At 58.4% G+C, this 22626-nt stretch carries 19 protein-coding genes; 8 read left to right on the top strand and 11 right to left on the bottom strand.

Features of this window, described 5'->3' with window-relative positions:
* Nucleotides 1-13: 13 nt before the first annotated feature.
* The 4 genes from KBZ13_RS10660 to hpf are packed head-to-tail and all read right to left on the bottom strand — an operon-like array spanning nt 14 to nt 3527.
* Entirely contained in the window at nt 14-1393 is a 1380-nt protein-coding gene (locus KBZ13_RS10660) for an MFS transporter (protein WP_255008962.1), read from the bottom strand.
* A 19-nt stretch (nt 1394-1412) separates the two neighbouring features.
* Complete coding sequence (gene recO / locus KBZ13_RS10665) at nt 1413-2228, bottom strand: DNA repair protein RecO (RefSeq protein WP_255008964.1); 816 nt, start codon at nt 2226-2228, stop codon at nt 1413-1415.
* An 18-nt stretch (nt 2229-2246) separates the two neighbouring features.
* The gene (deoC, locus tag KBZ13_RS10670) at nt 2247-2927 is read right to left on the bottom strand and encodes a deoxyribose-phosphate aldolase (RefSeq protein ID WP_255008966.1); all 681 of its coding nucleotides are present in this window, start codon (nt 2925-2927) and stop codon (nt 2247-2249) included.
* Between the two features lie 33 nt (nt 2928-2960).
* The gene (gene hpf, locus KBZ13_RS10675) at nt 2961-3527 is read right to left on the bottom strand and encodes a ribosome hibernation-promoting factor, HPF/YfiA family (RefSeq protein WP_255008969.1); all 567 of its coding nucleotides are present in this window, start codon (nt 3525-3527) and stop codon (nt 2961-2963) included.
* A gap of 51 nt (nt 3528-3578) precedes the next feature.
* Here hpf and lipB point away from each other — a divergent pair, with 51 nt between their 5' ends.
* The 4 genes from lipB to KBZ13_RS10695 all read left to right on the top strand — a co-directional run bounded on the left by lipB (nt 3579) and on the right by KBZ13_RS10695 (nt 8308).
* Nucleotides 3579-4259 carry a lipoyl(octanoyl) transferase LipB gene (gene lipB, locus KBZ13_RS10680; protein WP_255008970.1) on the top strand — a complete coding sequence of 227 codons (681 nt, stop codon included), beginning with the start codon at nt 3579-3581 and terminating at the stop codon, nt 4257-4259.
* A 28-nt stretch (nt 4260-4287) separates the two neighbouring features.
* Nucleotides 4288-6195: an AMP-binding protein gene (locus KBZ13_RS10685; protein WP_255008972.1), complete on the top strand. Its 1908-nt coding sequence runs from the start codon at nt 4288-4290 to the stop codon at nt 6193-6195.
* 86 nt (nt 6196-6281) lie between these two features.
* Nucleotides 6282-6728, top strand: coding sequence for a YlqD family protein (locus KBZ13_RS10690; protein ID WP_255008973.1), 447 nt, complete (start codon nt 6282-6284; stop codon nt 6726-6728).
* A 224-nt stretch (nt 6729-6952) separates the two neighbouring features.
* Nucleotides 6953-8308 carry a phage integrase SAM-like domain-containing protein gene (locus tag KBZ13_RS10695; RefSeq protein WP_255008974.1) on the top strand — a complete coding sequence of 452 codons (1356 nt, stop codon included), beginning with the start codon at nt 6953-6955 and terminating at the stop codon, nt 8306-8308.
* A gap of 137 nt (nt 8309-8445) precedes the next feature.
* Here the strand turns inward: KBZ13_RS10695 and KBZ13_RS10700 are convergent, their stop codons facing one another.
* The 4 genes from KBZ13_RS10700 to KBZ13_RS10715 all read right to left on the bottom strand — a co-directional run bounded on the left by KBZ13_RS10700 (nt 8446) and on the right by KBZ13_RS10715 (nt 12498).
* The gene (locus KBZ13_RS10700; protein WP_255008975.1) at nt 8446-8622 is read right to left on the bottom strand and encodes a hypothetical protein; all 177 of its coding nucleotides are present in this window, start codon (nt 8620-8622) and stop codon (nt 8446-8448) included.
* 2555 nt (nt 8623-11177) lie between these two features.
* A complete protein-coding gene (locus tag KBZ13_RS10705) occupies nt 11178-11537 on the bottom strand; it encodes a hypothetical protein (protein WP_255008976.1) in 360 nt (119 codons plus the stop codon).
* A gap of 23 nt (nt 11538-11560) precedes the next feature.
* Nucleotides 11561-11758 carry a hypothetical protein gene (locus KBZ13_RS10710; protein ID WP_255008977.1) on the bottom strand — a complete coding sequence of 66 codons (198 nt, stop codon included), beginning with the start codon at nt 11756-11758 and terminating at the stop codon, nt 11561-11563.
* Nucleotides 11759-12165: 407 nt separating this feature from the next.
* The gene (locus KBZ13_RS10715; RefSeq protein ID WP_255008978.1) at nt 12166-12498 is read right to left on the bottom strand and encodes a hypothetical protein; all 333 of its coding nucleotides are present in this window, start codon (nt 12496-12498) and stop codon (nt 12166-12168) included.
* A 111-nt stretch (nt 12499-12609) separates the two neighbouring features.
* On the opposite strand from KBZ13_RS10715, the gene KBZ13_RS10720 reads away from it, so the two are divergent.
* Nucleotides 12610-12861: a hypothetical protein gene (locus KBZ13_RS10720; protein WP_255008979.1), complete on the top strand. Its 252-nt coding sequence runs from the start codon at nt 12610-12612 to the stop codon at nt 12859-12861.
* A 13-nt stretch (nt 12862-12874) separates the two neighbouring features.
* On the opposite strand, the gene KBZ13_RS10725 is transcribed toward KBZ13_RS10720, so the two are convergent.
* Genes KBZ13_RS10725 through KBZ13_RS10735 form a run of 3 tightly spaced genes read right to left on the bottom strand, consistent with a single transcriptional unit; the run spans nt 12875 to nt 19237 of the window.
* The gene (locus KBZ13_RS10725) at nt 12875-16033 is read right to left on the bottom strand and encodes a type I restriction endonuclease subunit R (protein WP_255008980.1); all 3159 of its coding nucleotides are present in this window, start codon (nt 16031-16033) and stop codon (nt 12875-12877) included.
* The gene (locus KBZ13_RS10730; protein ID WP_255008981.1) at nt 16033-17352 is read right to left on the bottom strand and encodes a restriction endonuclease subunit S; all 1320 of its coding nucleotides are present in this window, start codon (nt 17350-17352) and stop codon (nt 16033-16035) included. The genes KBZ13_RS10725 and KBZ13_RS10730 overlap by 1 nt, the downstream gene beginning before the upstream one ends.
* Nucleotides 17342-19237, bottom strand: coding sequence for a type I restriction-modification system subunit M (locus tag KBZ13_RS10735; protein WP_255008983.1), 1896 nt, complete (start codon nt 19235-19237; stop codon nt 17342-17344). Before KBZ13_RS10735 ends, KBZ13_RS10730 begins: the two co-directional genes overlap by 11 nt.
* 122 nt (nt 19238-19359) lie before the next feature.
* Between KBZ13_RS10735 and KBZ13_RS10740 the strand changes: the two genes are divergently transcribed.
* The 3 genes from KBZ13_RS10740 (at nt 19360) to queA (ending at nt 22594) form a co-directional block, all read left to right on the top strand.
* Nucleotides 19360-19575, top strand: coding sequence for a hypothetical protein (locus KBZ13_RS10740; protein WP_255008984.1), 216 nt, complete (start codon nt 19360-19362; stop codon nt 19573-19575).
* A 503-nt stretch (nt 19576-20078) separates the two neighbouring features.
* Nucleotides 20079-21443, top strand: coding sequence for a dihydrolipoamide acetyltransferase family protein (locus KBZ13_RS10745; RefSeq protein WP_255008986.1), 1365 nt, complete (start codon nt 20079-20081; stop codon nt 21441-21443).
* Between the two features lie 5 nt (nt 21444-21448).
* Nucleotides 21449-22594 carry a tRNA preQ1(34) S-adenosylmethionine ribosyltransferase-isomerase QueA gene (gene queA, locus KBZ13_RS10750; RefSeq protein WP_255008988.1) on the top strand — a complete coding sequence of 382 codons (1146 nt, stop codon included), beginning with the start codon at nt 21449-21451 and terminating at the stop codon, nt 22592-22594.
* Nucleotides 22595-22626: the final 32 nt, after the last annotated feature.

A 22626-nucleotide genomic window follows, 5' to 3' on the forward strand; every position in this document is an offset into this window, starting at 1 on the left:
TCCAGCGAAAACGTTAGCAGCGCTCCCAGGGGCGCTCCAGCAGGGCGGCCAGCACGGCCAGGGCCGCCAGGGCCCAGAGCACCGGCAGCAGGCCGTAGCGGCTCACCACCGCCCCCGCCAGCACCAGCGGCAGGCTCAGGGCGATGTTGATCATGTTGTTCTGCAGGCCGAACACCTTGCCCCGCAGGCTTTCCGGGGTGTCCTCCTGGATCGTGGTCTGGGCCGGAATCGCCAGCATCGCCGCCCCCACCCCGAGCAGCCCGCAGAGCACCAGGGTGATCACCAGATTGCCGCGCACCTGCCCCAGCAGCACCAGGGAGAAGGCGATCGTGCCCAGACCGGCAGCAGCCAGGCGACGGCGGCTGAAACCGTGGCCCACCTGCGCCACCGCCAGGGCCCCCAGGGCCAGCCCGACGCCGCTCATCGCCAGCAACACCCCGAACTGGGTGGGGCCGAGGCTCTCGATCGTGGAGGCCAGGCTGATCGCCAGCACGTAGAGGGCCGCCAAAAGGCTGTAGAGCAGCACCAGCTGGAGAATGGCGTTGCGCACGCTGGCCCGGTCGCGCAGCACCTCGAAACCCTCGCCGATCTCGCTCCACACCGTCGTCGTGCTGGCCGGTCGTGGTCTCTCCTCCAGCTTGATCGTGCCGAGCACCAGGGCGGCCAGGCCGTAGCAAAGGGGCAGCAGCAGGAATTCGCCGTTCTGCAGACCCACGTGGGACAGCAGGTTGCGCAGCAGGCGCAGCAGGGGATCGCCGAGGGCAAAGCCGACGATCGTGGCCCCCATGCTGGAGGCCTGGTAAAGCGAATTGGCCGCCAGCAGCTGGGGCTGGGGCACCAGCAACGGGATGGCCGCCTGCTCGGCTGGGGCGAAGAACTGGGTCAGCACCGACTGCAGGAAGGTGATCGCCACCAGGCCCCAGTAGCCCCAGCTCAGGCCCAGCCAGTGGGGACCATCAATCAGGCAGAAGGGCACCAGCAGGGTGAGGCCGGCCCGCAGGCCGTTGGAGGCGACCATCACGCTGCGCTTGGGCCAGCGGTCGGCCCAGACCCCGGCCACCAGGCCGAAGACCATCGCCGGCACCGTGTTGGCGACGTAGATCCCCGTGGCCAGCAGGGTGATCATCTGGGCCCGGGTTTCCAGATCCATGCGCAGCACCGTGGCCGCCTCGGCCAGGGCGCCGCTGCTCAAGGGTGTGTCCGTCACCCAGTACTGGGCGATCAGGAACACCATCAAAACGATGTAGAACTTGTCCGCCAACTGGGAGAGCACCTGGCCGCACCACAGCCGCCGGAACTCCGGGAGGGCGAGCACCGCCTGCAGGCCGGCTGTTCGTTGGCCCTCCACCGGTTCAGGAGAGGGAGAGGCACCGGTTGGAGGGAGAGCGCTCAAGGCTTGGTTGATCGTGCGTTCATGATCGCCCAGCGCCCGGTGGCAGCGGGTGGTCCGGAGCGAAGCAGATCCGCAGCAGGCCCAGGGAGCGGCTGCGCCGGTCCAGGTGTTCGCCGCACCACAACTCAATCACTTGCAGCAACCGCAGCCAGACCAGCTCGGGACCCATCAGCTCGCCGGCACGCGTGCGGGGCAGGGCCGGCCGGGTGAGGCGCTGCAGCAGGGCCAGTTCGGAAGCGTTGAGCATCAGCAGGGCGCCGGGCACCGCCCCGATCACCAGGCCCTCAGCGGGCAGCAGGCTGCAGCGCCAGCTCCAGTCGCCCAGGGGGGGCTCCAGGGCAGAGCCGCTGCGGGAGCAGCGCTGCAGGGGCAGGGCATAACCCCCTAGGGCCAGCAGGTGCACGTGCGCCTGGACACTGATCGCCAGGGCTTCGAGGCTGCCTTGGCGTTCGCTCACGACGGTCTCGAGCCGGCCCAGGTGCATCAGCAGGTCGTCGAGGGCGCCGGGCACTCCCTCGCCACTGGGCACCAGCTGCAGGGCCAGCTCCGCCAGGGACTGGGCCGCGGCCAGGGCCTCCAGGCGCCCCGCCAGGTTGGCGTAGCTGCGCGCCACCGTCAGCTGCCGCACCCGGGCCAGGCCGCGGCCGCCGCCCACCTGAAGCCGCAGCAGCACCAGGGGCACGGCCGCCGCCAGGCTGCTTTTCGGCCGCCGGGCCCCGGGCACCGCCAGGCGCACCAATCCCTCCTCGGCGCTGAGCAGGGTCAGGAGCCGGTCGTTCTCCCCCAGGGCCCCGCACTTGAGCGACAGCCCCTCCAGGATCCGCTCGGGGCTCATGGCGAGGCGTCCATCGCGTCAGCCGTCCGGCTGGATGGGGCCCCGGCGCAGGGCCTGCATCAGGGCCACCCCGCGGCTGGTGCCCAGCCGGCTCGCCCCCGCCTCCACCAGGGCGATCGCCTGCTCCACATCGGCGATGCCGCCGGAGGCCTTCACGGCCGCCCGGCCCCGGGCCAGCTGGCGCAGCTGCTGCACCTGCTCCACGCTGGCCGGCGGCCCGAAGCCGCTGCCGGTCTTGAGGAAGGCTGCGCCGGCGTCGATCGCCACCTCCACCAGCAGGGCCAGGGTTTCAGCGTCGTGGCGACCCGCCTCCAGAATCACCTTCACCGGCAGCCCGAGCGCCACGATTCCAGCCAGCTCCTCGCAGACAGCCGAGGCGTTGCCGTCGGCCAGGGCCCCGAAATCGGGCACCACATCGAGTTCATCGGCCCCCTGGGCGGCCGCCCATTCCGCCTCCTGCTGTTTGATCTCCGCGGGGATGGCGCCGAAGGGAAAGCCCACCACCGACACCAGCTTCACCGGGGTGGCGGCCCCCAGGCGTTCCCGGGCCACGGGCAGCCAGCGGGAGGCCACGCAGACCCCGGCAAAACCGAAATGACGGGCCTCATCGCAGATGCGCTCGATCGCCTCGTGGCCCTGGTGAGGGTCCAGCAGGGAGTGGTCGATCAGGGGGGCGAGGTCGGGTCGGTCGCGGGCCACGGCGGGGGTGCGCCCGGACCGGGCGCTTCGGGATCAGGATTCTCGCGGTTGGATCACTCCGTAGCCGCCGTGGTTGCGCCTGTAGACCACCTGAATCGTGCCGCTGGCCGCATCACGGAAGAGGTAGAAATCGTGATCGATCAACTCCAGTTGGTGCAGGGCGTCTTCGATCGACATCGCCGGCATGGCGAAATACTTGCGCCGCACGGCCGGCACCGGAAGCTCGGCCACACGGCCCTTGGTGAGATCGCCTTCGATCGGCAACTCCTCCAGGAGCTCCTCGGTGCTGGGGGCGTGGTGGTGACCATGCAGGCGCTCCTTGTAGCGGCGCAGCTGGCGGCTGAGCTTGTTCGCCACCATGTCGATGCTGGCGTAGAGGTTCTCGCTGCGTTCCTGGGCGCGGATCACCACGCCGTTGGCGAACACCGTGACCTCGGCGGTCTGCTGGGGTACCCGTGGGTTGCGGGCCACCGAGAGGTGCACGTCGGCTTCCTTGACCAGCCCGTTGAAATGGCCGATCGCCCGGCCGAGCTTGTCTTCGGTGTAGTCGCGGATCGCGGAGGTGACCTCCATGTTGCGACCGTGGATCAGAAGCTTCATGCCAACACTCCCTCTGAGGTGGGGCTCCCCCAACGCTAAGAGCGATCCCCGATGGACCCCAGGCTCGACGCAATCTGTTTTGAACCGCCGGATCCGGTGCCGTTTGAGCGCGCCTGGGCCTGGCAGCAGCAGCTGCAGCAACGGCTGCTGGAGGATCCACAGGCAGCTGAGGCCCTGCTGCTGCTCCAGCACACCCCCTGCTACACCCTGGGCCGCGGCGCCAGTGAGGCGTTTCTGGGCTTCGATCCGCTCGATCCGCCCCTGCCCCTGCACCGCATCGACCGCGGTGGGGAGGTGACCCACCACCTGCCGGGCCAGCTGGTGCTCTACCCCGTGCTCGACCTGCGGCGCCATGGCGCCGATCTGCACCTCTACCTGCGTGACCTCGAGGGGCTGGTGATCGAGGTGCTCTCGGAACTGGGCCTGAAGGGCGAGCGGACCACTGGGCTCACGGGGGTCTGGCTGGAGGGCCGCAAACTGGCGGCGATCGGCGTGGGGGCGAAGCGTTGGATCAGCCAGCACGGCCTGGCCCTGAACGTGGACTGTGGCTTGGAAGGCTTCGAGCGGATCGCGCCCTGCGGCCTCACCGATCGGCCCGTGGGGCGCCTGAGCGATTGGCGGCCAGGGCTGACGGTGGCCGCGCTGCAGCCGCTGGTGAAGGCGGCGGCGGCCCGGCGCTTTCGCCTGAGCTTGCGCCCACCATCCGCCACCGAACTCCTGGAGGGGTTGTAAAAGGAGGACAACCCTCGCAGGACGGCCGGTGAACGCCGAGATCCACTGGCAGGCCGATGCCGCTGACCACCGCGCCCTCGCCGGCCGCACCGACTGGAGCGGGCTCACGGGAATCGAGCAGCTCTGGGGCGCGCTGGAGCGGCTCTACGGCGATGCCCCCGCCCTTGAGGCCCCCCATGGCCGCCATCCCGAGCAGCTCACCTACCGGGAGCTGCACCAGCGGATCGAGCAGACCGCCGCGGCCTTTGCAGGCCTGGGCCTGATGCCGGGAGAGCGGGTCGCCCTGTTCGCCGAGAACGGCCCCCGTTGGCTGGTGGCGGACCAGGGGCTGATGCGCGCGGGCGCCGCCGATGCCGTGCGCGGCAGCGCTGCACCGATCGACGAGCTGCTTTACATCCTCGAGGATTCCGGCTCCGTCGCCCTGGTGGTGGAGTCGGCGGCCCTGCTGGCCAAGCTCGGCCCCGGGCAGCCCGCCCTGGCCGGCCTGCGCTTCGTGGTGGTGCTGGAGGGGGAGGCCCCGGCGGCCGCCCCCTGGCCCTGCCTGGATTGGGCGGCGCTGCTGGAGCGGGGTGCGGCCGCCCCGCTGCCGCCGCCGCCACCGGCCGATCCGGAGCGTCTGGCCACGCTGCTCTACACATCGGGCACCACCGGCGCCCCCAAGGGGGTGCCCCTCAGCCACGCCAACCTGCTGCACCAGATCCGCACCCTCGGGGTGGCGGTGAACCCCTCGCCGGGGGATCGGGTGGTGAGCGTGCTGCCGATCTGGCACGCCTACGAACGCACGGCCGAATACCTGCTGCTGGCCTGCGGCTGCCATCAGACCTACACCACCCTCAAGCAGCTGCGCCCCGACCTGCAGCGGGTGCGCCCCAGCTACCTGATCAGCGTGCCGAGGCTGTGGGAGGCGCTGCTCTCGGGTTTCGAGGATGCCCTCGCCGCGATGCCCTCCAGTCGCCAGAAGCTGCTCAAGGGGGCCCTGGCGGTGGGCCGGCTCCATTGCACCGCCCGTCGCCGGGCGCTCGATCTCACCCTCACCCCGGAACCGCCCCTGGCCCGGCTCCAGGGGGCGGCCCTGGCGCTGCTCACCTGGCCGGTGCAGCGGCTGGCGGCGGCGCTGTTCTGGCCGAAGGTGCGCCAGCAGCTCGCCGGTGGCGCCCTGCGCACCGCCATCAGCGGCGGCGGTGCCCTGGCCCCCCACGTGGATGGCTTCTTCGAGGTGATCGGGATCGAGTTGCTGGTGGGCTACGGCCTGACCGAAACCAGCCCGGTGCTCACTTGCCGGCGTCCCTGGGCCAACCGCCGCGGCAGCTCCGGCCGCCCCCTGCCCGGCACCTCCATCCGCATCGTCGATCCGGAGAGCCGTGCGCCCCTGGGCTGGGGCGAGCGGGGCCTGGTGCTGGCCAGGGGCCCCCAGGTGATGGCCGGTTACTTCCACAAACCCGAGGCCACGGCCGCCGCCATCGACGCCGAGGGCTGGTTCGACACCGGTGACCTGGGCCTGCTGATTTCCGATGGCTCCCTGGTGCTCACCGGCCGGGCCAAGGACACGATCGTGCTCAGCAGCGGCGAGAACATCGAACCCGGCCCCCTGGAGGAGGCCCTGGCCGCCAGTCCCCTGGTGGAGCAGGTGCTGGTGGTGGGCCAGGACGAGCGCCTGCTGGGGGCCCTGGTGGTGCCCCGCGCCGAACCCCTGAAGGCGTTCCAGGGCCAGCTGGCTGAGGCGTCCGATCAGGCGTTGTTGCGGGCGCTGAAGGGTGAGTTCAACCGGCTGCTGGCGGCCCGGCCCGGCTCCAGGCCCGATGAGCGCCTCGGCGGTGTGGCCCTGGTGGAGCCCTTCACCCTCGAGAACGGCCTGCTCACCCAGACCCTCAAGCAGCGCCGTGACCGCATCGGTGTGCGCGACCGGGCCGCGATCGAGGCCCTTTACGGGCGCTGAGGCCATTGGGCGGTTCACCGCCCCTGGAGGCGATTGACCCCTGGGCCGGTCGGCTGACAGCCTGTGTGCTTGTTGCTCAGCAACCAATGTCGGACGGCTCATCGCTCACGATCAAGCGCACGGTCACCGTGCGGGCGGTGGTGACCCCGCGCTGGAAGGAGGATGCCGAGCGCGAACTCAGCGCCGCAGTCGCCAACAGCGATGCCCAGCTCTCCCAGCTGGAGCAGGAGGGTCAGCAGCTGATCGAGGAGATCCGTCGCCAGAGCGCCAACCCCCTCGACCCCCGGGTGGGCGAGCAGGTCAATTCGGTGCACCAGCAGGTGGCCGCCAAGCGGGCCGAGCTGGAGGAACAGAAGCGCACGCTGCTGGAGCAGCAGCGTCAGGTGCAGGAGCTGGAGTTCGAGCAGATCGTCGAGCAGGGCCAGCTGGAGAGCAGCACCAAGGTGAAGGTGGGCGACAACCTGGTGGAGAAGCTGCAGGTGGCGCTGGTGGTGCGCGACGGCATCGTCGAGGCAATCGAAGGTCAGCTCTGAGCTGATCGCGCCAGGGCGCACCCGTAAAATCACGCACACCACCCGTGCGGGATCAAGCGTTGGCGACCCACGAAGATGCCTAAATCCTGTCTCCGCAGGGCTCATGCATCTGGAACAAGGGTTGGAACACAGGCTTAGGTGCGATAAAGTCGGGTTGCCACTAGCCATGGGGGAATGCGGTTGGAACAGAACTTGGACTGTTCCAACCGCGTTTGAACTTGCCAATGCCAAAGATTGAAACAAAAGAACCAACCCTTAATGGGCAGGCATATGTAATTAAATATGCCGAGAGAAGCTGTTTTTATTTACGGGTTAACAGAGGTAATAAAAGGTATACAAATATTTCTCTGAACACTTCTGATATAAGGCAAGCACATAAGAATGCGCTTTCAGCCTATGTCAAAGTAGAGAGTGACCCGCCAAAGTCAAAGACCAGAAAGCTAAGCATTGATAAGGTTTGTGAAGAATATCTTAAAGAAAAAGAAAACGATGTTCGCAGGGGTCAATTGGCTGCTGGCTCACACGATTCATATTCTCAGAGGATATATCAGAGAATCATTCCCTATTGCAGAAGTGTGGGCATAATTTCTATTAGTGATATCTCTAAAAATGCATTCGCTGAATATGCAGGGTTCTATTTAGATATCAAGACAAAGGGTAAGTGGAAGTCGGAAACTTCTGGTCTTTCAACAGGCACTATCAACAGCGATCTCACGACTCTAAAGGCAATAATAAATTGGATGGTTAAAAAGGAGTTGCTGGACCCGAAGAAAAAGCCAGAAATAGATAAGCTGAAAGATCGCACTAACTATAGGGATGAAGCAAACCCTGCCTTTCTCCCAGACGACTGGACAAAGTTTTGCTCCGAGCTATATGGTTTCGAAAAAAATATCAAGGATCAGGAAGTATTATGGAAAAGACGATGGTTTATTCATTGGGTTCGCTTCCAGTTCCAGAGTGGCTGTAGACCTCATGAAACCGCACAAATCCTCTGCGGAATCGACGAGAAACTTAGGCGCAAAGATCAAAAGCTAACCGGCATCGTGACCGTTAGCAATACATCAAAAACAGGAGGCAGAGAAGTTGTGATGAACTGGCATACTATTCAAAGTATTAAAAGTCATCTCACTAAAGGCATAAAAATACGCAATGAACAAATTGAAGTATACAATAAAAAGGTCCTTGCAGGAGAAGTTAAGGATAAAAAGGGCAAAGTGATCTCCGAGACCCTCCCACAAATTCCTCAAAGAGGTAGAGACGACTTATTAATGATGAATCCATTTTTTGAAAATCGGACAACATATCACATGGAACATATTAGACAGTGGTTTAATCGAGTTTTGTCTAAGTGTGAATTTGATCGAAGATATACTCTGTATTCGCTCCGTGCTACGCATATATCATTCGCACTTTTGGATGGTCAAAGAGTTGACCTCGTAGCGAAGAACTGCGGGACATCAATGACAATGATCCAGAAAACATATGATGGGCTTTCTAGTAGGTTCCACTTTGAATCTCTTGGGCTTTTTCAGGAATCCGTATCTAGCCCCGCCAAGGCAGGTAAATTATTGCTTGACTAATTACTTGCCTAGGACTGCCTGATAGGGCGTTATACGGTCAGTTGCACTAGTGCCACTTCGCACAAGTATCTCTCCTTGAGATGTCACTGAGACTAATACTTGAGTTGGATTACTGTATCTATTCAGTGCAATATGTCCTAATCAGGTGGATCTTCAAACAGGGTGAAGGCGCTATTTATAACATCATAATCGTCATCATCTAGATCCTCTAGTTCAGCTAGTTCCATTGCGTCATCGTAAGTTAATGGATAAAACGGATTAGGAGGAGGTCCATCAAGGGAAAACTCTTCATGCTGGAAATTGTGGTTATTCATAGTCCCAAAAGATTTATTTCTTGAGTTTGTCGTATTGGTCTTTGACGTAATCCTTTATATACTCATCTGGTTTTCTTCTATTCCTTTTTGCAATTTCTTCTAACATCAAGTATTCAACCTGATTTAATTGTATTGTTTTCATTGAGTTATCCCTTCAGGCAATGGAACATTGCAAGTATTTAAATGATTACCTTCTTTTCTTATTAGGAACTTAATCAGGTCAGATTTATTAAGCCTGTAGTGTGAGCATAGATTGTCCCGTATAGAACGTATGTAGCTCTCGTGTTGCTTATAGGACAACTGTTCCCTAATTGGTTTTGCTGAATTCATATTGCATTCTTGTGTAGGCTATGACTATTTAGGCTTCATGAAAAGTATAGTATTCATTGCTTAGGCGTCTTAGACCACTAGATCACGAGGAACTAAAGAATGCATAAGTATGTTTTAAAGCATATTATAATTATCCCCTACGGGGATGCCTTCGGCAGGTCTATTGTAGCAAGTAATATGTAACTTAAGGTTGCTTGGAGGAAGAGATCCATCATTGCACTGCGTAGCTATTTAGACATCTGCAATCTTTAAGATAAAGGATGCCTGAACAAGCTGCGTAGTTATTATACACACAATGCTTATATCTGTCAACTTGACGGATGATTTGAATGGCATTAGTCTAGATGTGTTGTAATAAATACATATAAAATATGGAATCTCCTATTGATCAAAGATACCGATTACTGCTGTTGTATCATTATCTGGATGATGCTGCAGAAAAGATTGTTAGACATAAGTGGATTTTTAGGTGTCCTCACTGTGCTCCCATAGCACCTACAGAAGGTAAGAGAACACATCGCAAAGGAGCACTATTTTGGAATTCAGCTAGCAACTCCTGGATCTTCTCCTGTGCGAGGAAGGGCAGTCCATTCTGTCGGGACAACATGGGCTTTCCTCGTTTTATCAGTTCCTTGAATCGAGACCTTGGAGACGCGTATGTTAGAGAGCGTTGGACTTCACGAACTACCGGTAAAGGACATAATTGTCCAAACCCTAAAAGGTATCCCCTAAATAGTAATAGGATACCTGGTTCATCGAATGAAAACAAAGAAGCAAAGGATTACCTTTAAGGATTTCTTGCAGAGAGTAAAATCCTTTATTGATGTTAGCGATAAGCGTCTAGGAGAATCAACCTTCTACATCTTTCGCACAGACACTCATGCTGTGCTTGCTCGAAACATCGAGGGCTATGAGACTGCGAAGGCAAAGGCAAACGCTTTAAGAAAGTCTCACCGGTTAAAGTGGTCCCAGGTAAGCTTCAAGTCTGAAGGAAAAGGGAGTAACACTACTAGTCGAAATAGGATTGATGTTGCCCCTAACTACAATCATTCCAAGAGAACTCACTTTAAGGGTGGGTATGATAAAAGTGGGAATTATTATGATATTGACTAATATAGTTAAAAGCTAATAAATTTTGGTTGTGCTAATCTGGAAACTTGAATCTTATTCCTTTTTCGTTTTCGCTGATAATTACATTTGTCCCAAAGCTGCCATCGACTTTTCTGTAGTCAATGAACAAATATTTAAAAAATTCGCATGATATCTGACGATCAGTCAGAACTATAGGTTTTGTTAGTACACCCTTAGTAGACGTGAAGGTCGAGTTGATTGCCACTGGCAGATCTTCGTATGTGTTTCTAGTGATTTTACCTGTCGACGAAATTGCGACATAAGTCAAGTTGGAGTTATAGTGAGTTATGTAAGTTGTTATCTTTTTGCCATTTTGTGATTTGACTAATACAAGATCCCTTATAAACTCACCGTTGTTTTCGCTGGCTTTGCTAAAAGAGGCTTTCATCCCTTTCGTGGCGAGCTCATCACAGTCTTTGCTTACAGATTCTGGCAGAAAGGAACAGCTCGAAATTAATGACAGTGTTATTATTGACGCCATCACACGGATTTCTGTATGTACTTTACTCATTTAGGCTGCTAGATGCAGGGTACCTGCTAGTTTATCACATTCATAATTGTTCTCTGATACCTATTTATTGCCAGCGGGAACTTATTTTTTATTGTCTCTGCATTGCCTACCCCCAAAGATCCAACCCAAGTCCCGCCAATGCAGCTGCCCTTCTCAGGCATGAGGATGCGGCAACCTCAGCAGCAGGTGCCTGGGACTTCGACTCCAGCGGTTCCGATGCAACTGCTGAGTAGTGAAGCAGGTCTCCATCAGCAGTAGGGATTGTCAAACGACCCGTCACGACAACCGCACCACCAACCTCTTGCACCGATTGCACTTCCCAGCACCAACCAGGAGCACGGTGATGAAGGTGACGAGCAATGGTGTTCCAGGGGCAGTAGGTGAGAGTGACCGTTCCCTGCTTCCTGCTCTTCAGGTGCCGGGGGTCAATGGGTCGTGAGAGATCGGCAAGGGTTTCGGCAGTGGGTCGAAGAGCAAACTTAGGAGTCGTTGCCTGAGTGCCGTTGCTGGCAGTTTGAAGCATGGTGCTGAATCTCTGTGGATTACTTACGTGATTCTAGTGCATGATGCTAGAGAATGTCAATCAGGCGCTCTCTTGTGTGAGGCAGAGATAGGTGCTCACCATCGGTTTTGCCTGCCCTTGTCTTTGTGCCTGCTGCTGAAGACCCTTGATGGCATCACGAATCTCAGCGGCATAGTCCCAACTCGTTCGGGAGCGTGATTTGAGCATCCATCCACCAGGGGCACGAACACCAAAGCGGAGTTCAGCATCTGAGAAGATCTCCAGCAACTCGGCATCAATGAATTGCTTCTCCTGCTCCAGGTGTTTCAGGGTTTCTGAAATCTCCACTCTCCTGCCAACCATTTGATCCACGCTGAGATCCGCAAGATGCGGGAATGGATCTGCTCCTACGGGGGGCAGGGTCTTCAGTAGGTGCTCCAAGGCACCAGGAGGTAAAGGAGGGGTCATTTTTTGCCGTAGATAGCGCCCTCTTCCACCAATCTGGCGTAGTGGCACTCAATGGCACTCTCCACGATGGATGCAAGGGTTGTGGGTTGATTGGTGCGTTGACGGAATTCCTGTATCGCTGATACCAGTTCCATCGTCTCTTCGCTCAGTCGAATGCCGAACTGCTTGGGGGCGTCTGGATGCTCGTTTGCCATTTCTGCTGGTTTTGGGTTGTAGGAGTTTGACAGCTGACACCGCCAACACCAGCAGGAATCCAAGAATTCATCGTGATGGCACCAGGGCGTGTTCTTCAGCGGCGTTGAATGACTGCTCCATGGTCTGATGACTGGAGAGGGTTCTGGTTTCCCAGCACATCTCCTCGACCTGAGTGCGACGGCAAAGGTCAAAGGTGCCGGTGAAGCGGGAGAACCGGATGGAGAGACCCTCCCGATCGGGGCAGGTGAAATGCCAGGAGAAGGGTGTGATTTGCTGGAGCACTGGGAACCTCTATGGGTTTCGTTGAAATGGGTTGAGAGGGGCGGGTTTCTGTGAACCTCTTGCCCGTCGACGCAATAACTATAGCATAAAAAGCTGGTTTCCTGTTGCCTTGTGCTCTTTTGGGTCAGAATGGTGCTGGTTGAGCGGACGCCACCTCCACGGCAAGAGCATCCAGAATCTGCTCCTCCACTGACCGGCATGGATTGCTTAACTCACTGAAGCGAACATCGAGCACCTGAACGAACAGGGAGGCGAATTCACTGCTGACGGTGCTGGCGAGTAGGTCAGCGGCAAATGCCCAGTGCTCCAACATCAGCGCCTTGCTGAGTTGTCCATCGGCAGCGGCATCAGTGGATTCTTGTTCCCACAGGCAGCAGTGGTTTTGGATGGCGGCGACAATCACGCCCTGGGCGGCATTCAGGGTCGCCAGGTCAATCGTGGAAAGGTCGGAAGGCATGGTCTGAACCTCTATGGGTTTCTTTGACACAATAACTATAGCATGTGATGCTGGTTCCTGGTGACTACTTGCTCGTTTGCTGTCGCTTGGTGCTTGAGGTATGGTGTCTTCATGGCAAAGCAAGTTCGTCTGACCCTCGCCAAGGCAATCGCCAAGGCAAATCTGCATCGTGCAGAGTCAGGGGAGAAACCCTGGACGATGAACTCCCTGGCGGTTGCTGCTGGTGTTGCGGCAACCACCATTACCCGCTTGGCGCGGTCCGATGACAAGGCAGCATCAGCACTCTCTCTGGATCTGGCGGGTAAGGTGGTGACGGTGCTGGATTGTGGGATTGAAGATTTGTTGGAGGTTGTTGAGTCGTAGTGTTCAGTCAGAACTACTTTTCCAAGGCATCAGCGTCCACTGTTTCAATCTTCTTGCCGAGGTCTTCCCTTGACCACTCTTCGGAAATCATTTCGGTCTGCTGTAGAACCAGGTCAATCGCTGATGCCTCTTGATCGGGTGGATACTTATATCGCTTGAGAAGTGCCTTGATCATCGTTCGCAGTCGTGCCCGAACGTTCTCCTTGTATTGCCAATCAATGCTGAGATTACCCCTAAGTTTTTCTGCCAGTTCCCGTGCCATCTTCATCAGCACCTCATCACCCATCAGGTCGTGTGCTGATTGGTTGTTCCCCAGGGCGTCATAGAAAGCAATCTCAGCAGTCGATAGACCCATTGCCGCAACTCTTTCTGCCTCATCACGGAACTGCTTTGCCATCGCAATCAGTTCTTCGATCACCTGTGCTGCTTCGATTGAGCGGTTGGTGTATTTGTTCAGTGATGCCTGGAGCAGTTCGCTAAATCGCTTCTGCTTGACCACATTGGTCTTGAAGCGTGTAGAGACCTCTTCTCTTAGCAACCGCTGAAGCAGTTCTACTGCCAAGTTCTTCTGGGGGATCTTGCTGACTTCTGCCAGGAATGAATCCGACAGGATGCTGATGTCTGGTTTTTCAAGACCTGCCACCTTGAAAACATCGGTGATTCCATCTGCGACAAGTGCCTGTGACATCAGTTGCCGCAACTCAAAATCAACATTCTTGGGGGCACCATTGCCGCCAAGAATGTCTTCTCCCTTGATCAGCGGTGCTCTTATCGCCTGAAGAAATGCGACCTCCTGATCAAGTGCCAATGCTTCATCAGTAGTGCCGCAAAGAGCAAATGCTTTGGTCATCGATAGCACCGTGTCGCAATATCGCTTCTTGCCATCAGATATTGCGAGGATGTGATCCAAACTGATGGGCAGGAGTTCCATCGCCGTCTTTGGATCCCTGAATCCACTCCAGTCGATTGGGTGGAGCAGATCTTTGGCAACCTGAAGTTTTTCCTTGAGGATTCGCAGCACCTCACTGGTGTCGATTGTTGGAGCACCCTTGCCCTTGGCAGCGGTGTAGGTCGCCAGTGCTTCCTTGAGTTGCGGTGCGATGCCGATGTAATCGACCACCAGACCGCCTGGTTTGTCTTTGAAAACCCTGTTGACCCTGGCAATCGCCTGCGCCAGGTTTGCCCCCTTCATCGGTTTATCCACATACATCGTCGCCAGGCACGGAGCATCGAACCCCGTCAACCACATATCCCGCACCAGCACGATCCTCAATGGGTCAGCAGGATCCTTGAACCGTTTCTCCAGATCTTTTTTTTGCTGCTTGCTGGTGTGATGCGGTTGAAGGTGAGGTTCATCAGATGCCGATGCCGTCATCACCACCTTGATCGCTCCTTTCTTGGGATCGTCGTCGTGCCATTCGGGGCGTAGGGCAACGATGGCGGCATAGAGGCGAGCACAGATGTCTCGACTCATCAGCACACCAAGCGCCTTCCCTGGTTGGGTTTTGGATCGCTGCTCAAAGTGGGTGATCAAATCTGCTGCCACCTGCTTCAGGCGAGGTTCAGCACCCACCAGTGCCTCCAGTGCTGCCCACCTGCTTTTTGCCCGTTCAGCAGCAGGAATGTCGTCTTCATCTGAGAAGAGGTCATCCACCTGCTCATCCACCTGGGGCAGCAGTGGATCCTTGAGCGCCAGTTTTGCCAGGCGTGATTCGTAGTAGATCGGCACCGTGGCACCGTCTTCCACTGCCTGCTGAATGTCGTAGATGGAGACGTAGTGCCCAAAGACCGCTTGGGTGTCTCGATCTTCCTGGGAGATGGGAGTGCCCGTAAAGGCAAGGAAGGTCGCCTGGGGCAAGGCATCTCTGAGTGCCTTTGCCATTCCGTATTTGATTTCCCCTGTCTTGGCATCGAACCGTGCCTTGAACCCGTATTGGGTGCGGTGTGCCTCATCGCAGATCACCACGATGTTGCGGCGCTCGCTCAGGGTGGGAAAACGGTCTTCCCCAGATTCAGCAGCGAACTTCTGAATGGTGGTGAAGATGATGCCACCACTGGGTCGGTTGGCGAGCAGATCCCTCAGTTCCTGGCGACTGTCTGCCTGCTGAGGGTTCTCGCCCAGTAGATCACCAGCACCTGAGAAGACCCCAAACAACTGACCATCCAGATCCTGGCGGTCGGTGACCATCACCAGGGTGGGGTTCTCAAGGCGAGGGTCAGTGAGCAACTTGCCTGCCAGACACGCCATCTCGATGCTTTTGCCAGCGCCCTGGGTGTGCCAGACGACGCCTCCCTTCTTGTCGCCATCAGGTCTGCTTGCCTTCACCACCTGCTCGACTGCCGCCCTGACAGCGTGGAACTGGTGGTAGGCAGCAACCTTTTTGATGATCTGCCCGTCTTCTTCGAACAGGCAGAAGGAGCGAATGAAATCCAGGAACCGCCCCCGCTCAAACATCCCCCGCACCAAGGTCTCCAGATCACGGTGAGCACCTAATGGATCGAGGTCGTTCTCCCCTGAAATGGTGCGCCATCGCTGGAACCGTTCCCGATCAGCACTCAATGAACCTGCTCTTGCCTGAATGCCATCGCTGATCACCAGCAGCACATTGGGCGTGAACAGGTCGGGGATGTCGGTTTTGTAGGTCTGGAGTTGGTTGAACGCTGCCCAGATGTCTGCCTTCTCATCGGCAGGGTTCTTCAGTTCGATCACCGCCAGAGGGAGACCGTTGAGGTAGACCACCACATCAGGGCGGCGGTTGTGCTTCGTGCCTTGGATCGCCAACTGATTCACCGCCAACCAGTCATTGGCAGCAGGGTCATCAAACCCGATCACCTTGAGGCGGATCCCCACCTGCTGGTTCCCATCCATATAGGTGATGGGTAATCCCTGGGTCATCCAGCGGTGGAAGTTGCGGTTTGATGCCAGTAGACCAGGCACGTTGGGGTTCGCCAGTTGAAGCACCGCGACTTCGATGGTTCCCGCAGGAACATCAGGGTTCAGGCGCTTCAGTGCTGAACGCAGTCGCCCCTGGAGGACGACCTGGCGAAAGTCGGATCGTTCTGGGGTTCTGCCGTCGCTGTCGAGTTGGGGGGCAAAGACGTGTTTGTATCCCAGATCCTTGAACCACTCAAGGCACTGCTGCTCCAGATGGTCTTCTGTGATCAGTGCCATCAGATGCTCATCTCCTCAAGCATTCGCTCAGCATCAGGGATTCGGATTTCACCTGAGATGAGTTTGGGGAGGAGGGCATCACGCAAATCACTGAGATGCTGGGTTTCTTTCTGGCAGATCTTGATGGATGAGAATAGGGAGGTAGTGGTATCGCAGAATGCTCTTACAATGTCACCGCTTGGGGTAAGAAGCGGCATATCTCTGAGTATTTGCGAGTTTACCGCTGTAGCGATAGAGGATGTGCTGCCAAGAGAGTGGTAATCATATTGAGACAGCAAGCAGTATGTGTATTCAAACCCCGCCTCAGATCTCAGGGGAGAGAAATGAGCAATCGCTTCATTCGTGAGCATCTCACAAGCAGTGATTGCAACCCTTCCTACGGTGAGTTTGAAACTAACGATAACCGTATTCGCTGGAACGACCTTGACATTGAATCTTTCTACCGCTTCTCTGGTCAGGCATTCCGATGCTCTGTAAGCAAATACGCCTGCCTCGCCAAGATCTCGGATTGACAACCACGGAACATCAAGGTGACCACACGAAAACCAATGCGCCTCTTTCCTTGGAGGAGTTTTGCCAATAGATATCTGGTATTGATTACCTGCTGACTGAATCTTCCACCCACTCGGAATTTCACCCAGTTCCGAATCCTCAAATGAATCTGCGAATAGGTCGCTGATCTCATCAGGTAATCCAGTCGGGCGACCTTCTGCCTTTGCTCTTACTGGATCGAAATCCACAAACCACGACTTGAAGAGCGCCTTTGCCATCGCCTCCAAGGTTTCGTTGGTCTTGCGGTTGAGTTCGATCTTATCGTCGAGGGTGCCGAGGATATGAGCGATTGCTTGCTGAATCCATAGTTCTGGAAGGTGTATGGATGTTTCTTCGATGCCGCCTGCGCTTATATTCGGTTGAGCAGACCCATACGCTTTCTGCTCGATCTCGCTTCGCACCTCTTTGCTCTTGAGGTGAAAGAAAAGGAAGGAGGGGTCTATTAGTGCTTTGTTGTAAGAATGAAACCTCCCCACTCTCTGGTTCAAGGCACAAGGCGTATCCGCTTCTCGCACTCTCGCTACATCTCCAACATATCCTGTCATTGATATCAATATGTCTCCCTGCTCAAGCAGGAAGTCTCTTGCTTGATGTGCGACAACTTCTGAGACATATGAGCATCCATCCATCTCAAGGCGCCCTTCTTTCACGTTCGCTATCTTCACCACTGGAATCCCAGTGCTCTGCCAGTCACTGCTTTTGAAGGCAAAACCTGACCTGACTCTGGCGACACTACTTATTGATACTTGAGGATAGTCAGAACTCATATCCCAACCTCCTGAGGTTCTCAGCAATCTGCTGATCCAACCTTGCCCCTTCTTCCTGTTGCTGCTTCAGCAGACGAGTGAGGCGCTTCATCTTCTCCTCAAATGCCTCGCCATCGACTTCAACATCTGCTGCTCCCACATAACGCCCAGGCGTGAGCACAAAACCATTCTTTTCAATCTCTCCTAACTTGGCGCTGTAGCAGAACCCAGCAACATCCTCATAAGTATCAGTCACCTCGCCATTGCCACGCCAGGCGTGAACGGCAGCAGCAATCTTGTCAATATCCTCATCCGTCAGCACACGGTTGACCCGTGTTTCCATTGTTCCCATCTTGCGAGCATCAATAAACAAGGTCTCGCCCCTTCGATCACGACCACGCTGGGTCTTGTCGTTCGACAGGAACCAGATGCAGGCAGGAATCTGAGTATTGAAAAACAACTGACTGGGCATTGCCACCATTGCTTCCACCACATCGCCCCGCACCATCGCTTCTCTTATCTGCCCCTCTCCACTCTGATTGGAACTCATTGATCCATTGGCAAGAATGACCCCTGCTTGTCCCCCTGGTCGCAGTTTCCAGAGGATGTGTTGTAACCATCCATAGTTGGCATTACCGGCTGGTGGGCGTCCAAACTTCCAGCGGGGATCAATTTCGTATTTTTCGCCTCCCCAATCGGAGATATTGAAAGGCGGGTTTGCCATTATATAATCAAATTTGAGATCAGGGTATTGATCTCTTGAGAACGTGTCTGCAGGTTCTTGCCCCAAGTCGGCGGCGAAACCACGAATCGCCAGATTCATTGCCGCCAATCGCCAGGTTGTTGGATTGCTCTCCTGTCCGTAAATCGAAATATCATCTCGTCTGCCACCGTGCGATTCAACAAACTCTTCGCTGTAGACAAACATTCCGCCTGTTCCACAGCAGGGGTCATACACTCTGCCCCGATGTGGTGCCAAGACGGCAACAAGAAGTTTGACCCCAGATGGAGGAGTTAAAAACTCACCACCTTTTTTGCCTTCTGCGAGTGCAAACAGACCAAGAAAGTAAGAGTAGACCTCTCCCAGTATGTCTCCTGATTTCTTGCTATCTCCAAAACCGATGGTGGAGATCAGATCCACCAGTTCGCCCATGCGTCCTGGTTCTAGTTGAGCGGCACCAAATCGCTTATCTAACTTGCCCCGCAGTGTTGGGTTCTCGTTCTCGATGGCGACCAGTGCCTTGTCGATCAGTTGCCCGATCTCAGGTTGCTTTGCCTTTGCTCGTAGTGATTCCCAGCGAGCATCAGCAGGCACCCAGAACACGTTTTCTTGGGTGTAGTAGTCGCGATCCTCCAGTGATGCTTGCTGCTCTGCTGGGTCGTCTCCTACGTAGTTGTCCGATTCTGGGTCGCTCACCATCACCAGCACCTTTTGCTGCTGCTCGACAAAGGTGTCTGAGATGTATTTGAGGAAGATCAGCCCCAGAACCAAATGCTTGTATTCCGCCGCATCCATCTGTGCCCGCAGTTTGTCGGCACTCGCCCAGAGCACTGCTTTGAAATCCTTGGCGGGTGTTTCCTTCTTCGCTTTGCCTCGACCGTTGCCACTGGGAGCAGCGGATGCCTCATAACGACCACCGCCCTCAATGCCTTCTGCAAGGCGAATGGTTCCTCCTCTCCCTTGTCCTTTGAGGATCAGACCCAGACCCACCAAGCGGTCTTTGACTGTTGTGTATTCCTCTTCATCTATCTGGCGCTCCGCTGCCCGACCCAGTGCTTCTCTTGCTGAAAGGTTCCCAATCGTGCTGCCGTCCCCTGGAAGCACCTCCAGCAGCAGATCCCCCAGGTCGTCTTCTAGGTCGTCCTCTTCGCTCAGATCAGTCGCAAAGCTTGCTGAGTCGCTCAAGGGTCACTGACGGTATCTACCCATTTTGCCGTTTCCGACTGGTTTTTGCCCGATCAGACCCCTGTTTCCTGCCTCCTGTCCGCCCGTGGGAATACTTAGGGGGTAGTGCTCTTCCCGAACCCATGGCACCTCTCACCACATCGGCGATCACACTGGAACTGCTGCATGACACCCTGCTTACCCTCGACGCCATAGGCACAGGCGTAACTGCACTTGCCCTGGAGGCATCGGCGCATCCAGAGAAATCCCCACGGGTGAGGGTTTTGCTGGAAGGCTTCCAGGCGTTGCTACAAGACTGCGAAGACGATCTGGGGATTTACGCCGCTCTGGATTCCTGAGACCTCAGACATCGCTTGGTCTGCTGGCGTTGTTGGAACCCCCACGGGTTTCCCTTGATCACCTTCCCGCAGTGCTCACAGATAGTTGTCGGTATCCCCTTGACCCAGTTGGAGGGTCTCTCTTCTACAAACTCTCGCCTTAAGGGATCGTTGCCTCGCCCCTTTTGGTAGCGGGTAAGTGCAGGGGCGGTGGTGATTAAACCAGTCTCAAGGCAGCGGAAAAGTAGGTTTTGACCTCTCAGGTTCATGTGTCGCTTCATCTGTGGCATCTCTGACCCCCATCCGCTAATCGTATGAGGTGCGTTGGAATTCGGTCTGTCAGATCAGGAACGCTCTTGATGGTCTGAGTAGGTGGCACCCTTCAATCGGCTTTTGGGGCTTCACGGGCACCTGGTCCCGTCATAAAATCAATCAATCTTCTGCTGTGAACCACCTTTTGCCGTTGGTGAAAGGTTGGAACAACGGTTGGAACGTCCCTTCAAACACCAGTAAGGACAAAGACTTTGGCGACCCACGAAATCTTCATGCCCGCCCTCAGCTCCACGATGACGGAGGGCAAGATCGTGGAGTGGCTGAAGAAGCCCGGCGACCCGGTGGCCCGGGGTGAATCGGTGCTGGTGGTCGAATCCGACAAGGCCGACATGGATGTCGAGTCGTTTGAGGAGGGCTTTCTGGCCACTGTGCTGCTGCCCGCCGGCGGCACCGCGCCCGTGGGCGAGACCATCGGCTTGATCGTCGAAACCGAGGCCGAGATCGCGGCGGTGGCGGCCTCGGCGCCCGCCGCCCCCATGGCGGCCGCTCCCGCAGCGCCGACTGCTCCCGCCGCTGCCGTGCCCGCTCCTTTGGCCGCAGCGCCAGCCCCGGCCTCCGTTGCAGCGCCTGTGGCCGTGGCAGCCCCTGCCCCTGTGGTCACCCCTGCCGTGCCGGCGCCCGCCAATGGTGACGGCCGTCTGGTGGCCACCCCCCGGGCCCGGAAGCTCGCCTCCCAGCTGGGGGTGGCCCTGGCGGGTCTGCGCGGCAGCGGCCCCGGCGGCCGTGTTCAGGCTGAAGACGTTGAGCTGGCTGCTGGGCGGGCCGTGAGCGTGCCCCGGGTGGCGGAAGGCACCGCCCCCGCCGCGCTGGCGCCCCCGGGCGCTCCCGGCTCCAACGGCGCCGCAACAGCCCCGGCCCCGGCCGGCCAGAGCTTCGGCGCCCCCGGCGAGACGGTGGCCTTCAACACCCTGCAGCAGGCGGTCAACCGCTCGATGCTGGCCAGCCTCGAGGCCCCCACCTTCCGGGTGGGCTACACGATCACCACCGACAAGCTCGACGCTTTTTATAAGCAGGTGAAACCCAAGGGCGTCACGATGACCGCCCTGCTGGCCAAGGCGGTGGCGCTCACCCTCGCCCGCCACCCCCAGCTCAATGCCGCCAACAGCCCCACGGGCATGGCCTATCCGGCGGCCATCAACGTGGCCGTGGCTGTGGCCATGGACGACGGCGGCCTGGTGACACCGGTGCTGGCGGCCGCCGATCGCACCGATCTCTATGCCCTCTCGCGCAACTGGGCCGACCTGGTGGCCCGGGCGCGCACCAAGCAGCTCAAGCCCGACGAATACAGCACCGGTAGCTTCACGCTCTCCAACCTCGGCATGTTCGGGGTCGATCGCTTCGATGCGATCCTCCCCCCCGGCACCGGCGCGATCCTGGCGGTGGCCGCCTCGCGGCCCGTGGTGGTGGCGCTCAAGGACGGCTCGATTGCCGTGCGCCGGCAGATGCAGGTGAACCTCACCGCCGACCACCGGGTGATCTACGGCACCCACGCCGCCGCCTTCCTCCAGGATCTGGCCCGCCTGATCGAGACCAACCCTGAAAGCCTGGCCCTCTGAGCGCCATGGGCCCGGGTGACTCGCTCGCGGCGGACCTGAGCCTGTCGAGTTATGGGTTCGAGCTGCCGGAGAGCGCCATCGCCCAGCGGCCGGTGGAACCCCGCCATGCCGCCCGCCTGCTGGCGGTGGAGCCGATCGGCTCCAGCGGGCCCCTGGCCCGGGGGCTCACGGTCTGGGACCTGCAGCACGAGCTGGAGCCCGGCGATCTGCTGGTGGTCAACGACACGCGGGTGCTCCAGGCCCGCCTCAGCGCCCGGCGTGCCAGCGGCGGGGTGGTGGAGCTGCTGGTGCTGCAGCCCTGGCACCAGCGGAGCATCGGCGAGGGGGAGGATAGCTGCTGGCTCTGCCTGGCCCGCCCCGCCAAGCGCCTGCGCCCCGGGGAGGTGTTGCAGCTGGAGGCCGCCGGCCAGCCCCCCCTGGAGCTGCCGGTGGTGGCGGTGGACGAGGCCAGTGGCGGCCGGGTGGTCCGCTTTCCGCCGGAGTGCACCAGCGCCGAGCGGATCGAAGGGCTGCTGGAGCGCTACGGCACCATGCCGCTGCCCCCCTACATCCACGAGCACGACGCCGCAGACCAGACCCGCTACCAGACCCGTTACGCCGCGCGGCCCGGGGCGGTGGCGGCCCCCACCGCCGGCCTGCACCTCAGCGATGAGCTGCTGGCGGCCCTGGCGGCGAAGGGGGTGACGATCGCGCGGCTCACCCTGCATGTGGGGCTGGGCACGTTTCGGCCCGTGGAGCAGGAGGACCTCACCGATTTGGAGTTGCACAGCGAGTGGGTGGAGCTGCGCCCCGAGCTGGTGGACGCTGTGGAGCGCTGCCGCGCCCAAGGCGGGCGGCTGATCGCGATCGGCACCACCAGCGTGCGCGCCCTGGAGGGGGTGGCCGCCCTGCACGGGGGCACCCTGGTGCCGTTCATGGGCCCGGTGAACCTGGTGATTCAGCCGGGGTTCCGCTTCCAGGTGGTGCAGGGCTTGCTCACCAACTTCCACCTGCCGCGCTCGTCGCTGTTGCTTCTGGTCAGTGCGCTGCTGGGCCGCGAGCGGCTGCTGGCGCTCTACGGCGAGGCGATCGCCCAGGGCTACCGCTTCTTCTCCTACGGCGATGCGATGTGGATTCCGCCGCAGGCGGTGCTGCCGGTGGCCAGGCCGTGAGGCCATGAAAAAGCCCCCGGGGTCTCCGGGGG

The organism is Cyanobium sp. ATX 6F1, from assembly GCF_024346315.1.
Taxonomy (GTDB): Bacteria; Cyanobacteriota; Cyanobacteriia; order PCC-6307; family Cyanobiaceae; genus ATX-6F1.

What these genes read in the sequence shown, in the direction of transcription:
- KBZ13_RS10710 (WP_255008977.1), bottom strand. Translation starts at nt 11,758, where the DNA reads ATGGCAAACGAGCATCCAGACGCCCCCAAGCAGTTCGGCATTCGACTG.
- KBZ13_RS10730 (WP_255008981.1), bottom strand. Translation starts at nt 17,352, where the DNA reads ATGAGTTCTGACTATCCTCAAGTATCAATAAGTAGTGTCGCCAGAGTC.
- KBZ13_RS10720 (WP_255008979.1), top strand. Translation starts at nt 12,610, where the DNA reads ATGGCAAAGCAAGTTCGTCTGACCCTCGCCAAGGCAATCGCCAAGGCA.
- hpf (WP_255008969.1), bottom strand. Translation starts at nt 3,527, where the DNA reads ATGAAGCTTCTGATCCACGGTCGCAACATGGAGGTCACCTCCGCGATC.
- KBZ13_RS10740 (WP_255008984.1), top strand. Translation starts at nt 19,360, where the DNA reads ATGGCACCTCTCACCACATCGGCGATCACACTGGAACTGCTGCATGAC.
- KBZ13_RS10690 (WP_255008973.1), top strand. Translation starts at nt 6,282, where the DNA reads ATGTCGGACGGCTCATCGCTCACGATCAAGCGCACGGTCACCGTGCGG.
- KBZ13_RS10715 (WP_255008978.1), bottom strand. Translation starts at nt 12,498, where the DNA reads ATGCCTTCCGACCTTTCCACGATTGACCTGGCGACCCTGAATGCCGCC.
- lipB (WP_255008970.1), top strand. Translation starts at nt 3,579, where the DNA reads ATGGACCCCAGGCTCGACGCAATCTGTTTTGAACCGCCGGATCCGGTG.
- KBZ13_RS10725 (WP_255008980.1), bottom strand. Translation starts at nt 16,033, where the DNA reads ATGGCACTGATCACAGAAGACCATCTGGAGCAGCAGTGCCTTGAGTGG.
- KBZ13_RS10695 (WP_255008974.1), top strand. Translation starts at nt 6,953, where the DNA reads ATGCCAAAGATTGAAACAAAAGAACCAACCCTTAATGGGCAGGCATAT.
- KBZ13_RS10700 (WP_255008975.1), bottom strand. Translation starts at nt 8,622, where the DNA reads ATGAATAACCACAATTTCCAGCATGAAGAGTTTTCCCTTGATGGACCT.
- queA (WP_255008988.1), top strand. Translation starts at nt 21,449, where the DNA reads ATGGGCCCGGGTGACTCGCTCGCGGCGGACCTGAGCCTGTCGAGTTAT.
- recO (WP_255008964.1), bottom strand. Translation starts at nt 2,228, where the DNA reads ATGAGCCCCGAGCGGATCCTGGAGGGGCTGTCGCTCAAGTGCGGGGCC.